Source organism: Streptomyces sp. NPDC002138, from assembly GCF_040296485.1.
GTDB lineage: Bacteria > Actinomycetota > Actinomycetes > Streptomycetales > Streptomycetaceae > Streptomyces.
This window is the reverse complement of sequence record NZ_JBEOXE010000079.1, coordinates 1-14,753: the sequence shown is the minus strand read 5'-3', so window position 1 is coordinate 14,753 and position 14,753 is coordinate 1. Positions and strand designations below refer to the sequence as shown.

At 75.7% G+C, this 14,753-nt stretch carries 4 protein-coding genes; all 4 read left to right on the top strand.

Translation table 11 applies throughout. The features are described from left to right. Positions 1–23: 23 nt before the first annotated feature. A complete protein-coding gene (locus ABT084_RS33155; RefSeq protein ID WP_351052044.1) occupies positions 24–6,446 on the top strand; it encodes a non-ribosomal peptide synthetase in 6,423 nt (2,140 codons plus the stop codon). Positions 6,447–6,525: 79 nt separating this feature from the next. Then, a complete protein-coding gene (gene vioD / locus ABT084_RS33150) occupies positions 6,526–7,635 on the top strand; it encodes a capreomycidine synthase (RefSeq protein WP_351052042.1) in 1,110 nt (369 codons plus the stop codon). Positions 7,636–7,652: 17 nt separating this feature from the next. After that, complete coding sequence (gene gntD / locus ABT084_RS33145; RefSeq protein ID WP_351052039.1) at positions 7,653–8,705, top strand: guanitoxin biosynthesis L-enduracididine beta-hydroxylase GntD; 1,053 nt, start codon at positions 7,653–7,655, stop codon at positions 8,703–8,705. Positions 8,706–8,796: 91 nt separating this feature from the next. Beyond that, the coding region (locus ABT084_RS33140; RefSeq protein ID WP_351052036.1) for a non-ribosomal peptide synthetase at positions 8,797–14,753 on the top strand (5,957 nt) is incomplete at its 3' end.

Below are 14,753 nucleotides of genomic sequence, written 5' to 3'. Positions count from 1 at the left end.
CCGCCGCTGTGAAGGAGCACCCCGTGGCCACCACCGCCCACACCGTCGAGGTGCTGCCGACCTCCGCCGCCCAGCGCCGGTTCTGGCTGATCGACCGGCTGGAAGGCCCCAGCGGCGTCTACAACACCGCGGCCGCGCTGAGGCTGCGCGGACCGCTGGTCACCGCGCACCTGGAGCGGGCGTTCCAGCTGCTGGTCGACCGGCACGAGGCCCTGCGCACCGTGTTCCCGGCCCGCGACGGCGCCCCGGTCCAGCTGGTGCTGCCGCGCCGCGCCTTCGAGCTGGGCCGGACCGGGGCCGCCGCCGCGGGCACGGCCACCGAAGAGGAGGCCCGCGCCCTGACCGGCCGGCTCGCCGAGCAGCCCTTCGACCTGGCCAAGGGCCCGCTCATGCGGGCCGAACTGATCGGGCTCGGGCCCGGGGAGCACCTGCTCGTCGTGGTCCTGCACCACATCGTGGTGGACCGCTGGTCCTTCGGGCTGTTGATGTCCGAACTCTCCGAGTGCTACGCCGCCCTGGCCGAACAGCGGCCCGTACGGCTGCCCGAGCTGCCCGTGCGCTACGCCGACCACGTGGCCGGGCGCCAGGCCCTGCTGGACGGCGGCCTCGGCGACCGGTTGCTCGCCTACTGGCGCGGTCAACTGGCGGGTGCTCCGGAGGCATTGGAGATCCCCGGCGACCGGCCGCGGCCGCCGGTGCGCAGCTTCCGCGGCGCGAGCGTCCCGGTGCGGCTGGACGCGGCCGCCTCCCAGGCGGTGCGCGACCTGTGCAAGAGCGCGGGAGCGACCCCGTTCATGGTGCTGCTGGCCGCATTCCAGGCCGTGCTGGCCCGGCACGCGGGCGCCGCGGAGGTCGTGGTGGCGACCGGGCCCGCCACCCGCGCCCCGGGCACCGAAGCGCTGGTCGGCTCCCTGGTCAACACGGTGCTGCTGCGCACCTCACTGGCCGGCGATCCCACCTTCGCCGAGCTCGTCGAGCGCGTGCGGGGCACCGCACTGGACGCCTTCGACCACCAGGAGCTGCCCTTCGACCGGCTGGTCGAGGAGCTCGCGCCCAGCCGCGACCTGTCCCGCAACCCGCTGGCCCAGGTCGGCTTCGTCCTCCAGAACGCCCCCGCCACCACGCCCGCCCTCCGCGGTCTGGCCGTCGAGCCGGTGCCCGTGGCCCGCGACAGCGCGCACATGGACCTCGATCTGCAGCTGACCGAGGAAGAGGGGTGCTTCACCGGATTCGCGGAGTTCGCCCTCGACCTGTTCGACGCCCCGACCGTGGCCCGGCTGCTCGGCCACTGGACCACCCTGCTCGGCGCCGCCGCCCGCACGCCCGGCACCCGGCTGTCGGCCCTGCCGATGCTCACCGAGGCCGAGCTGGAGCGGGAGCTGCACACCTGGAACGACACCGACGGCGCCTTCCCCGCCGGCCTGCGGGTGGACCAGCTGTTCGCCCGCCAGGCGGCCCGCACCCCCGACGCGGTCGCCGTCATCGACGCGGCCGGGACCCTGGACTACCGGTCCCTGGACGCCTGGGCCGGCCGGATCGCCCACCGGCTCCACCGGGCCGGTGTCGGGCCGGACGTACCCGTGGCGCTCTGCCTGGAGCGCGGCGCCGGACTCAGCGCCGCCATGCTGGGCACGATGCGCGCGGGCGCCGCCTTCCTCGGCCTGGACCCCTCCTACCCGGCCGACCGCCTGGCCTTCATGCTCGCCGACGCGGCCCCGGCCGTGGTGCTGGCCCACCGCTCCACCGCGGGCGCGCTCCCGCCCGGCACCGAGGTGCTGATGCTGGAGGAGATCCCCGACGACGGCCCCGAGTTCGGACGTACCGGCACCGAAGGCGGCGCCGCCGCGGGGGAGTCGACGACGGCGGGCGAGGCCAACCTCGCCTACCTCGTCTACACCTCCGGCTCCACCGGGCGCCCCAAGGGCGTCGCCGTGAGCCACCGCTCCATCGTCAACACCTTCGCGGGCCTGGCCCGTTCCCACGGATTCGGGCCCGGCGACCGGATGATCGCGCTGCACTCGCCGAGCTTCGACCCGGCCGTGCACGACTGCCTCGCCCCGCTCGTGGCGGGCGCCACCGCCGTCTTCCCCGCGCAGAGCGCCGTCCGCGACCCGCGGCACTGGGCCGAGCTGGTCGCCGGCCACCGGGTGACCGTGTGGTCGATGGGGCCCGCCGGCACCGAGGCGATGCTGGCCGCCGCCGAGGAACACGGCCTGGCCCTGGACAGCCTGCGCACCGTCATGATCGGAGGCGACGTGCTGCCGCCCGCGCTGCCCCCGCGGCTGCGCGCCGCGGCCCCCGGCTGCCGCGTGGTCAACTCGGCCGGTGTCGCCGAGGCCGCCTTCTGCAACAACGAGTACCTGGTCCCCGAGGACGCCGGGAACGGCGGCCCGGTGCCCTACGGACGCCCGCTGCTCAACCAGCGGCTGCTGGTCCTCGACGCCCTGCTGCGCCCGGTACCGGTCGGGGTCCCCGGCGAGCTGTGCGTGGCGGGCGAGGGCCTGGCCCGCGGCTACCTGGGCCGCCCGGGCCTGACCGCCGAGCGCTTCGTACCGCACCCCCACGGCCGGGTGCCCGGCGAGCGCCTCTACCGCACCGGCGACCTGGCCCGCCGCCGGGCCGACGGCGAACTGGAGCTGCTCGGCCGGTCCGACAACCAGGTCAAGATCCGCGGCTTCCGGGTCGAGCCGGGCGAGGTGACCGGCGTCCTGCTCGGGCACCCCGACGTCGCCGACGCCGTCGTCGTCGCCCGGGGGAGCGGCCCGGGCGAGCGCCGCCTCGCCGCCTACTGGGTGCTCGCCGCCCGCCCGGACGGCGCCCCGGTGACCGGCGCCGAGCTGGCCGGCTGGCTGCGCGAGCGGCTCCCCGCCCACCTGGTCCCCGCGCTGTGGACCGAGCTGGCGGCCCTGCCGCTCTCGCCCAACGGCAAGGTGGACCGCGCCGCGCTGCCCGAACCGGCCGCGGCGGCCGACACCGCCGACCGCGTCGCCCCGCGCACCGCCGACGAGGCGGCCGTCGCCGCGATCTGGCAGCGGCTGCTGGAGCTGCCCGAGGTCGGCGTGCTCGACGACTTCTTCGCTCTCGGCGGCCACTCGCTGCTCGCCAACCGGCTGGTCAGCGCCCTGCGCGCGGAGTTCGACGTCGAGGTGCGGCTGCGCGAGGTGTTCGCCGCCACCACGGTGGCCGCACAGGCCGCCCTGGTCGCCCGACCGCGCTCCGCCGAGGGCCCGGAATCCACCGCCCCGCTGCCACCGGTCACCCCCGCGGACCGCTCCCGCCCCCTGCCGCTCTCCTTCGCCCAGCAGCGCATGTGGCTCTTCGACCGCTTCGCCCCCGGCAACCCGGCCTACCACGTGCCGACCGCCGTACGGATCGGCGGCGACCTGGACCCGGTGGCGCTGGCCGCCGCGCTGGGCGCGCTGATGGCCCGGCACGAGGTGCTGCGCACGGTGCTGCCCGAGACGGACGGCGCCCCGGAGCAGCGTGTCCTGCCGCCCGGCGACGCCCCGCTGACCGTCCGCGAACTCGCCGACGGGGAGCGGGCCGAGGACCTGGTCGACGCCTTCGTCACCCGCCCCTTCGACCTGGCGGCCGAGGCACCGCTGCGCGCCCTGCTGCTGCGCACCGCCCCGGCCGAGCACCTGCTGGTCCTGGTGATCCACCACATCGCGCTCGACGGCTGGTCGATGGGCGTCCTGGTCGAGGACCTGGCCGCGCTCTACGACGGCCACGACCTGCCGCCCCTGCCCGTCCAGTACGCCGACTACGCCCGCTGGCAGGCCGACCGGGCCGCCGAGGGCCGCTGGACCGCGCAGCTGGAGCACTGGCGCGGGCGGCTGACCGGGCCCCTGCCGGCCCTGGAACTGCCCACCGACCGCCCCCGGCCCGCCACCCCGAGCCTGGCCGGCGCGGTCCATGAGTTCACCCTGCCCGCGGAGCTGACCGACCGGCTGCGCGCCCTCGGCGCCCGGCACGGCGCCACCCTGTTCATGGTGCTGCTCGCCGGCTACCAGACCCTGCTGGGACGGCTGTCCGGCTCCGACGACGTGGTCGTCGGCACCCCGGTCGCGGGCCGCGGACAGCGCGAACTGGACGGCCTGGTGGGCTGCTTCGTCAACAGCCTGGCGCTGCGCGGCGACCTGTCCGGCGACCCCGCCTTCGCCGAGCTGCTGGAGCGCACCCGGGACCGCGCGCTCGCCGACCTCGACTGCCAGGACGTGCCCTTCGAGCAGGTGCTGGACGCCGTCGGAGCCGAGCGCGACCCGGCCCGGCACCCGGTGTTCCAGACCATGCTGACCCTGCAGAGCGCCCGCCCGCCCCGGGCCGGGTTCGAGGGACTGGACGTCGAACCCGTCGACGCGCAGACCGGCTCCTGCCTGATGGACCTGATGTTCACCGCCGCCGAGCGCGACGGCCGCCTCGCCTTCACGGTGGAGTACGCGACAGACCTGTTCGACGCGCGGAGCGTCGTCCGCCTGGCGCACCGCTTCGCGGTGCTGCTGGAGGCCGCAGCCGCCGCGCCGCACACCGCCCTGTCCCGGCTCCCGCTCCTGGACGCCGCGGAGCGCCGTACCGCGCTCACCGACTGGAACGCCACCGCCCGCCCCGTCCCGCACGGCGGCCTGCACGACCTGGTCGCGGCGGCCGCGGCCCGCACCCCCGGCGCCCCGGCGCTGGAGCACGAGGGCCGCACGACCAGCTACGCCGAGCTGGAGGCCGCGGCCGAGCGGTGCGCCACCCGGCTGCGCGCCCTCGGCATCGGCGCGGAGAGCGTCGTCGCGGTCCACGCGGCGCCGACGCCCCAGCTGGTCACCGCCCTGCTCGGGGTGCTCAAGGCGGGAGCGGCGTTCACCACGCTCGACCCGGCGCTCCCCGGACAGCGGCTGCGCCTGCTGCTGGAGCTGTCCGGCGCACAGCTGGTGCTCAGCGACGGCACGGAGGCCGGGGGCGTCCTGGACGGCGTCCCGGTCGCACCGATCGAGACGGCGGCCGCCCCGGACGGGAACGCCCCGACGACCGGAGCCGCGACCCCGCCGTCCGCGCTGGCCTGCGTCTTCTTCACCTCCGGCACCACCGGTTCCCCCAAGGGCTCGATGTTCACCCACCGGGGCCTGGTCAACTTCACCCTCGCCATGGCCGAGGAGTTCCGGCTGGCCCCCGGCGACCGCTTCCTGCAACTGGCCTCCACCGGCTTCGACGTCCTGCTGGAGGAGCTGTTCCCGGCCCTGGCCGCCGGCGCCACCGTGGTCCTGCCCGGTGCCCGGCTGCTGGCCGACGGGGTCGACCTGACCGGCTACCTGGCCGAGCACCGCATCACCGGCCTGGAACTGACCACCGCCTACTGGCACGACTGGGCCGCGGAGCTGGAGCGCACCGGCGCGGCCCTCCCGGCGGACCTGCGGTTCGTCGCGATGGGCGGCGAGCGGGTGCGCCGGGACCGGCTGGCCGCCTGGCAGCGGCTCGGGGTGCCGCTGGTGCACGTGTACGGGCTGACCGAGGTGACCTGCACCTCGACCACCCGCCGCGTCGACGGTGACCCGGTGGACGGCGACGGCCTGCCGATCGGCCGCCCGCTGGCCAACACCACCGTCTACCTGCTGGACCCGGCCGGAGCGCCCGTACCGATCGGTTCCCCCGGCGAACTCCACCTGGGCGGCGCCGGTCTGGCCCGCGGCTACCTGGGCCGGCCCGGCCTGACCGCCGAACGCTTCGTCCCGGACCCGTACGGCGAGCCCGGCGCCCGGCTCTACCGCACCGGCGACCTGGCGCGCCACCGGGCCGACGGGGAGGTGGAGTTCATCGGCCGCGCGGACCAGCAGGTGAAGATCCGCGGCCACCGGATCGAGCCCGGCGAGGTGGAGGCGCGGCTCGCCGAACGGCCCGAGGTCGGCGCCGCCGCGGTGGTGGTCCGCGAGGACGAGCCGGGCGAGAAGCGGCTGGTCGGCTACGTGGTGGCCGCCCCCGGCACCGAGCCGGACGTCTTCGCGCTGCGCGCCGCGCTGCGCGAGCGGCTGCCCGAGTACCTGGTGCCGTCCTCGATCGTGCTGCTGCCCGCGCTGCCGCTGAACGGCAACGGCAAGCTCGACCGCGGCGCGCTGCCCCGGCCCGGCCGCGCCGAGCTGACCGGCGCCGCCGCGGTCGCCCCGCGCACCCCCGCCGAGACGGAGATCGCGGAGCTGGCCGGGGAGCTGCTCGGCCTGCCGGCCGTGGGCGTCCACGACAACCTCTTCGACCTGGGCCTGCACTCGCTGCTGGCCGCCCGGTTCGCCGCCCGGGTCCGCGAGACCTGCCGGGTCGAGGTGCCCCTGCGGGTGTTCTACGAGGCGCCCACCGTGGCCGAGCTGGCCCTGCGGATCGTGCAGCTCCAGGCCGAGGAGACCGACCCGGACGAACTGCTGCGGCTGCTCGCCGAGCTGGAGGCCGAGGAAGGCCTCACCACCACCTGAGCCCCGCCCCCCGCCCCGGCCCGCGCACCTCGCCCCCGCGCACCTCGAACCACGGCCGCCCAGGCCACTGGAGGAACCCATGCCCATCGCCCCGGCCCTGCTGGAGGACTGGCTCCGCGAGCGGTACTTCACCACCACCTACGACATCAGCAGCAGCGGTGTCGAGAACTACACCGTCGACCAGGTCCTCGCCCTGGCCGGCACCAGCGCCGCCTCGCTCGGCGACGTCATGTTCCGCGACAGCCACTCCCTGGGCGGCGAACCGCTGCGCGCCGCGCTCGCCGAGCGGCACGGCACCGACCCCGGCTCGGTGATCGCCACCCAGGGCTCCAGCGAGGCGATCTACCTGGTCATGCACGCCCTGCTGAAGCCCGGCGACGAGGTCGTGGTGCAGACCCCGGCCTACCACGCGCTGGTCGAGGTGGCCGCCTCGCTGGGCTGCCGGATCGTCCCCTGGGCGATGCGCACCGAGGACGGCGTCGTCACCAACGAGGACGAACTGCTGGCCCTGATCGGCCCGGACACCGCCATGGTCGTGGTCAACTTCCCGCACAACCCGACCGGCGCCACCGTGACCGCGGACCAGCAGGCCGCGATCATCGAGACCTGCGCCCGCCACGGCGCCCGGCTCGCCTGGGACAACGCCTTCCAGCACCTCGTGTACGACCGCCCGCCGCTGCCCGACCCGACCGCCCGCTACGACCGGGCGATCTCCTTCGGCACCCTCTCCAAGGCGTACGGCCTGCCGGGCCTGCGGGTCGGCTGGGCCCTCGCCGCGCCCGAGGTCCTGGCCGGCTGCGTGCGCCGCCGCGACTACACCAGCCTCGCCCTCTCCCCGCTCGTCGAAGCGGTGGCCACGCACGCCGTCCGGCACGCCGACGCCCTGCTGCACCCCCGGCTGGCCCAGGCCACCGCCAACCGGGCGGTGCTGGCCGACTGGCTGGCCGTCCACAAGGACCGGGTGAGCGCCGACCTCCCGGCCGGCGGGGTCACCGCCTTCCCCGAGCTGACCACGGTGGCGGACGTGACCGACTTCGCCGACCGGCTCGACCGCGAGCACGGCGTGCTGGTCGTGCCGGGCGTCTGCTTCGGCGCCCCGCGGCACATCCGGCTCGGCTTCGGCGGCGCCGCCGACGAGCTGACCGCGGGACTCGACCGGCTCGCCGCGCTGCTCCCCGAACCCCGCTGACCCACTCCGCAGACCCGATGACCGAGGTGATCCACCCCATGCACGCCCTCACCCTTGACCCCGCCGACGCCGACGCGATCGCCGTCCTGCTCGACGAGCTGGCCGCGCGCCACGACAGCGTCGAGGACCAGACCCTCCAGGACGAACTGACCCTCCAGTCCCACCGGTTGCCCCTCGCACTGCGCCGCTTCCTGACCGGCTTCCGGCTGCACGAGCCGGCGGGAGCCTGCGTGGTCTCCGGCTACCGCGTCGACCAGGACCGCATCGGCGCCACCCCGGCCCACTGGCAGCACCGCACCGGGGTCTCCCCGGCGCTGCGCGAGGAGATCTTCCTGCTGCTGTGCGGGGCGCTCCTCGGCGAGCCGGTCGCCTGGGCCACCCAGCAGGACGGCTACCTGGTGCACGACGTCCTCCCGGTCAAGGGCCACGAGGACGAGCAGATCGGCACCGGCAGCAACCAGACCATCTTCTGGCACGTCGAGGACGCCTTCCACCCCTACCGGGGCGACTACGTGGGCCTGCTCTGCCTGCGCAACCCCGACCGGGTGCCGACCACCTTCGTCGGCGTGCAGGACCTGGAGATCTCCGCCGAGGACCGGCGGGTGCTGGCCGAGCCGCGCTTCTACATGCTGCCCGACAACTCGCACCTCCAGATGCTCGACGCCGGCCCCGGCCGCCCCCTGGAGGGCGGTACGCACCTGCTCGACGCGGCGTACGAGCGGCTGAAGCGGATGCGCGACGACGCCGCCCCGGTACCCGTGCTGTTCGGCTCGCCGGCCGACCCGTACCTGTGCCTGGACCCGTACTTCATGGACCTCGACCGGCTGGACCCCGAGGCCCGCGGCGCCCTCCAGCGGCTCTCGGACGAGATCGACCGCCGCCTCGGCGGCGCGGCCCTGGCCTCCGGCGAGATCGTCTTCGTCGACAACTACCGCGCGGTGCACGGCCGCAGCTCCTTCGCGGCGCGCTTCGACGGCACCGACCGCTGGCTCAAGCGGGTCAACGTCGCCCGCGACCTGCGCACGTCCCGCGACGCGCGGGCCACCGCCGCCTCCCGCGTCCTGTTCTGACCGGGACCCGTCGGCCCCGTCCGCCGCCGACAGACCACCACCCCGCACCCCACGGCCCCAGGGCCCGCCTGACCTTCTCCGGGAGAACACCGTGAGCACCACCCAGATCGCCGCCGACGCCACCACCGCCGACACCGCCCGCCGCATCGCCGAGCTGTCGCCCGAGCTGCGGGCCCGGCTGGAAGCCCGGCTGCGCGAGCGGTCGGCCGGCCGCCCGGCCGCGCCCGCCGGTGTGACGCGCCGCCCGGCGGGGGCTCCGGTGCCGCTGTCCTTCACCCAGGAGCAGATCTGGCTGGCCCAGCAGATCGCCCCGGAGTCGGCCGCGTACAACGTGCCGATGGCGGTGACCTGCTCCGGCCCGCTCGACGCCGGGCGCCTCGCCCGGGCGTTCCGCACGGTCATCACCCGGCACGAGGTGCTGCGCACCACCTTCGCCGCCGGATCCGACGGGCTGCCCGTCCAACTGGTGCACGACGAGGCGGCGTTCGAGCTGCCGGTGACCGACCTGCGGGCGCTGACGGCCGACGAGGCCGAGGCGCGGGTGCGGGCCCGGCTCACCGAGGAGGCGAACACTCCGTTCGACCTGGCGGCCGGGCCGCTGCTGCGGGCCGCGCTGCTGCGCACCGGCGAGACGGAACACGTTCTGCTCCTGACCATCCATCACATCGCCGCCGACGCCTGGTCGGTGAACGTCCTCCTGGCCGAGGCCGCGACGGCCTACCGGCTGGCGAACGGTCCCGCCGAGGCCGCCCTCCCGCCGCTGCCCGTGCAGTACGGCGACTTCGCCGCCTGGCAGCGCGGCCTCCAGGGCGGCGCCGCCCACCAGGAGGGCCTCGACTACTGGCAGCAGCGGCTGGCCGGCCTGACCGCCACCCCGCCGCCCCCCACCGCCACCGGCCGCCCGGAAGGCGCCCCGGCAGCGGGCACGCACAGCCTGGAACTGCCCGCCGAGGTCGCGGCCGGCCTGCGCGCCCTGGCCGCCCGCCACCGCACCACCCTCTTCACGGTGTCCCTGGCGGCGCTCCACGTGCTCCTGCACCGGTACGGCGGCGGGCCCGACCCGGTGGTCGCCACCCCCGTGGGCGGCCGCGGCCGCAGCGAGCTGGAAGGCCTGATCGGCTGCTTCGTCAACACCCTGCTGCTGCGCGGCGACGTGTCCGGGGACCACACCTTCGCCGAGCTGCTGGACCGGACCACCGAGACCACCCGCCGCGACTTCCAGCACCAGGAAGTCCCCTTCGAGCAGCTGGCCGCACAGCTGCGGGCCGGCTCGCCGGACGGGCCGGCCCGCACCATGCTGGTCCTCGACCAGGCCGCGCCGGACACCGCCCCGGACGCCGCCGACCCCGGCGAACTGGTCCTGCGCCCGCTGGACGGCGCCGGCCCGGCCGACGCCAAGCGGGACCTGACCTTCACCGTCTCGGAGACCGGTGCCACCCTGACGCTGACCCTCGTCCACCGCACCGACCGCTACGAGGAGCGCTCCGCCGAGCGCCTGCTCGCCCACTACGCCACCCTGCTGCGCGAGGTCTGCACCGACCCGCACCGCGCGGTCGGCCGACTGCCCCTGCTGACCGGCGACGAACGCACGCTGCTGCTGGACACCTGGAACGCCACCGCCCTCGAGGTACCCTCCGGGACCTTCCACGGCCGCTTCGCCGAGCAGGCCGCCCGCACCCCGGACGCCGTCGCCGTGACCGGCGCCGACGCCACCCACCGCTACGCCGAACTGGACCGGCTGGCCAACCGGCTGGCCCACCACCTGCGCGGGCTCGGCGTGGCGAGCGAGACCCCCGTCGGCATCTGCCTGGAGCGCGGCGCCTGGACCGTGGTCGCGCTGCTCGCCGTCCTCAAGGCCGGCGGCTGCTACGTGCCGGTGGACCCGGCCCAGCCGCAGGAGCGGATGGCGATGATGCTCGCCGACACCGCCGCCCCCGTGGTGATCACCCGCGCCGCCCTCGCCCACCGGCTGCCGTCCGGCGCGCGCGCCGTCGCCGTCGAGGAACTCGCCCTCGACGCCCTGCCCGACACCGCCCCCGAGGTGGCCGTGGACCCGGGCCAGGCGGCCTACGTACTCTTCACCTCCGGCTCCACCGGCCGCCCCAAGGGCGTCGTCGTCGAGCACCGGCAGGTCCTCAACTACCACACCGCGGTGGGGTCCGCGCTGGGCCTGGAAGCGGCCGGGTACGCGATGGTGCAGCCGTTCACCTTCGACTCCTGCGTCACCGTCCTCGCCTCCGCGCTCCTGGGCGGCGGCACGCTGCACATGGTGGACGCCGACACCGCCTCCGACGGGCGGCTGCTGGCCGCCTACTTCGCCGAGCACGCGATCGACTACCTCAAGATCAGCCCCTCGCACCTGGCGGCGCTGGAAGGACCGGGCGCCGCACACCGGGTGCTGCCCCGCCGCGGCCTGATCCTCGGCGGCGAGGGCTCGACCAGCGGCTTCGTGAGCGAACTGCTGGGCCGGGCCGGATGCGAGGTCCTCAACCACTACGGGCCGACCGAGACCACGGTCGGCGTCACCACCCACCGCCCGCGCGCGGCCGAACTCGCCGCAGGCTCCACCGTGCCGATCGGCCGGCCGCTGGGCAACGTCCGGGCGTACGTACTGGACGGCCGGGGCGAGCCGGTACCGGTCGGGGTGCCGGGCGAGCTGTTCATCGGCGGCGCTCAAGTCACCCGGGGCTACCTGGGCCGCCCGGGCCTGACCGCCGAGCGGTTCGTGCCGGACCCCTTCGGCCGGCCCGGCGCCCGGATGTACCGCACCGGCGACCTGACCCGCCGACTGCCGGACGGCGCCATCGAGTTCCTCGGACGCCTGGACGACCAGGTGAAGATCCGCGGCTTCCGGATCGAACTCGGCGAGGTGGAAGCGGCCTTGGCCGCGCTGGCACCGGTCGCGGCGGCCGCCGCGGTGGTCCGCGAGGACCGCCCCGGCGACCGGCAGCTCGTCGGCTACCTCGTCCCCATGCCCGGAGCCGAGATCGACCAGGCCGCCCTGCGCGGCGAGTTGGCGAAGACGCTGCCCGGCTACATGGTGCCGTCCGCGCTGGTGGCGCTCGAGGCGCTGCCGCTCACCGCGCACAACAAGCTGGACCGGCGCGCCCTGCCGGCGCCGCCGCTCCAGGAGGGGGCGGGCCGGCCCGCGCGCGACGCGCGGGAGGCCGCCCTGTGCCGGATCTTCGCCGAGGTGCTGGGCGCCGAGCGGGAGCCGGGCATCGACGACAGCTTCTTCGACCTCGGCGGTCACTCGCTGCTGGCGATGCGGCTGGTCGCGGTGGTGCGGGCCGAGCTGGGCGCGGAGGTGGGGGTCCGTGACGTGTTCGAGGCGCCGACGGTGGCGGCGCTGGCCGAGCGGCTGGGCCGGGCCCTGCCCGCCACCGCGCTGCCGCCCCTGGTCAGGGCGGAGCGCCCGGAGGTCCTGCCGCTCTCCTTCGCCCAGCGCCGGCTCCGGTTCCTCAACGGGATGGAGGGCGAGGCCAGCGCGTACACGATGCCGGTGGTGCTGCGGCTGACGGAGGCGGTGGACGCCGTCGCGCTGCGGGCCGCGCTGGACGACGTACTGGAGCGGCACGAGACCCTGCGGACGGTGTTCCCGGAGACGGGCGGTGAGCCGTGCCAGCTGATCCTGGCCGCCGCCCCGGGGCTCGTACCGCTCGGCCTGGCCGAGACGGACGAGGACGGTGCCCGGGCGCGGATCGCCGAGGTCTCCGCACAGCCCTTCGACCTCGCCAGTGAACTCCCGCTGCGCGCGGCGCTGTTCACGCTGGCGCCGGAGGACCACCTGTTGGTCCTGGTGCTGCACCACATCGCCGGTGACGGTCTCTCGATGCGTCCGCTGACGGAAGACCTGACCGCCGCATACCGGGCGCGGGTCCTGGGGGAGGTCCCGGGGTGGGCGCCGCTGCCGGTGCAGTACGCGGACTTCGCGCTCTGGCAGCACGAGCACCTGGGCGACCCCGACAGCGCCGGTACCCCGCTGCACCAGCAGCTGGCGCACTGGACGGCCGAACTGGACGGTCTGCCGGAGGAGATCGCGCTGCCCGCCGACCACTCCCGGCCGGCCCACCCGACCCACCGGGCGCGCGTCCACACCACGCACACGGACCGCATGGTCCACCACAAGCTCACCGCCCATGCCCGCAGTCACCGGGCCACCCTCTTCCACTCCGTGCACGCGGCCCTCGCGGTGCTGCTGACGCGCAATGGCGCCGGAACCGACCTGCCCATCGGCACGCCGACCGCGGGCCGTACGCACCGTGACCTGGACCAGCTGATCGGGTTCTTCGTCAACACGCTGGTGCTGCGCACGGACACGGGCGGCAATCCGACCCACACCGAGCTGCTGCGTCGCACCCGCGACGTGAACCTCGCGGCGCTCTCCCACCAGGACCTGCCCTTCGAGCGCATCGTCGAGGCGCTCAACCCGCGCCGCGCCCCGCACCGCCACCCGCTCTTCCAGACCGTCCTCACCCTCAACAAGGCGGCGGGCGCAGGGGCCGAACAGGCAATCCAGGACGTCGAGTTCGAGAGCGCGGCGAAGTTCGACCTGTCCTTCACCGTCATCGAGCACGAGAGCGCCGACGGCGCTCCGGGCGGGCTGACCGTGACCATCGAGTACGCCGCCGACCTCTTCGAGCCCGCCACCATCGCGCGGCTCGCCGAGCAGTTCCAGCGGATCCTGACCAGCGCCGCCGACCACCCCGACACCCCCCTCCACGACATCGACCTGCTGGGGGCGACCGGCCGCGCCGAACTGGCCGGGCTGGCCACCGGAGCCGTCCGCCCGCTGCCCGCCGCCGCCCTGCCGGAGCTGTTCGCCGCCCAGGTCGCCCGCACCCCGGACGCCCCCGCCGTCGTCTGCGGGACCGATACCCTCGGCTACGCCCAGCTCGGCACCGTCACCGACCGCCTCGCCCGCCACCTGGGGGCCCTCGGGGCGGGTGGGGAACGCCGGGTCGCCCTCCTCATGCGGCGCTCGGCCGATCTGGTGATCGCCACGCTCGCCGTGGTGCGGGCGGGCAGCGCGTACGTGCCGCTCTCCGACAGCTGGCCCGACGAGCGGATGGCCTTCGTACTGGCCGACACCGGCGCCGATCTGCTGCTGGTGGACGCCACCACCCGGGACCTCCCGTTCGTCCGGGCCCTGGCCGCGGCCGGAATGCGGGTGGTGGACGTCAGCGCCCCGCTGCCGGACACCGCCGCCCGCCCGGTCCCGCCGCTCCCGGCCGTCCAGCCGGACCGGCTCGCGTACGTGATGTACACCTCCGGGTCCACCGGCACCCCCAAGGGCGTCGCCGTCACCCATGCGGACGTGGCCGCGCTGGCCGCCGACCGCTGGTGGCAGCGGCACGGCGCCCACGAGCGGGTGCTCTTCCACTCCCCGCAGGCCTTCGACGCGTCCACCTACGAGCTGTGGGTGCCGCTGCTGAGCGGCGGCGAGGTCGTGGTCGCGCCCGCCGGTGACCTGGACGCCGAGCGGATCGGGCGACTGGTCACCGAGCACCGGGTCACCGCGCTCTGGCTGACCGCCGGTCTGTTCCGGCTGCTCGCCGAGGACGCGCCCCAGAGCCTGGCCGGCGTCCGCGAGGTGATGACCGGGGGAGACGTGGTCCCGGCGGCCGCGGTCCGCCGCGTGCTCGCCGTCCACCCGGGGCTGCGCGTGGTCGACGGCTACGGCCCGACCGAGACCACCGTCTTCGCGACCCGGCACCCGATCACCGCCGGGGACGCGCTCGGCGCCACCGTGCCGATCGGCCGGCCGCTGGACAACATGCGGGTCCAGGTGCTGGACGGGTCACTGCGGCAGGTGCCGCCCGGCGTTCCGGGCGAGCTGTTCATCGCGGGTGCCGGACTGGCCCGTGGGTATCTGGGGCGTCCGGGTCTGACGGCCGAGCGGTTCGTGCCGGATCCGTTCGGTGAGCCGGGTGCGCGGATGTACCGCACGGGGGACCTGGGGCGTTGGCAGTACGACGAGCGGGGTGAGGGCCGGCTGGAGTTCCTGGGCCGCACCGATGACCAGATCAAGCTGCGGGGTTTCCGTAT

Bases quoted from the DNA above. Each gene is read 5' to 3' on its own strand.
- gntD (WP_351052039.1), top strand. From the start codon at position 7,653: ATGACCGAGGTGATCCACCCCATGCACGCCCTCACCCTTGACCCCGCC.
- vioD (WP_351052042.1), top strand. From the start codon at position 6,526: ATGCCCATCGCCCCGGCCCTGCTGGAGGACTGGCTCCGCGAGCGGTAC.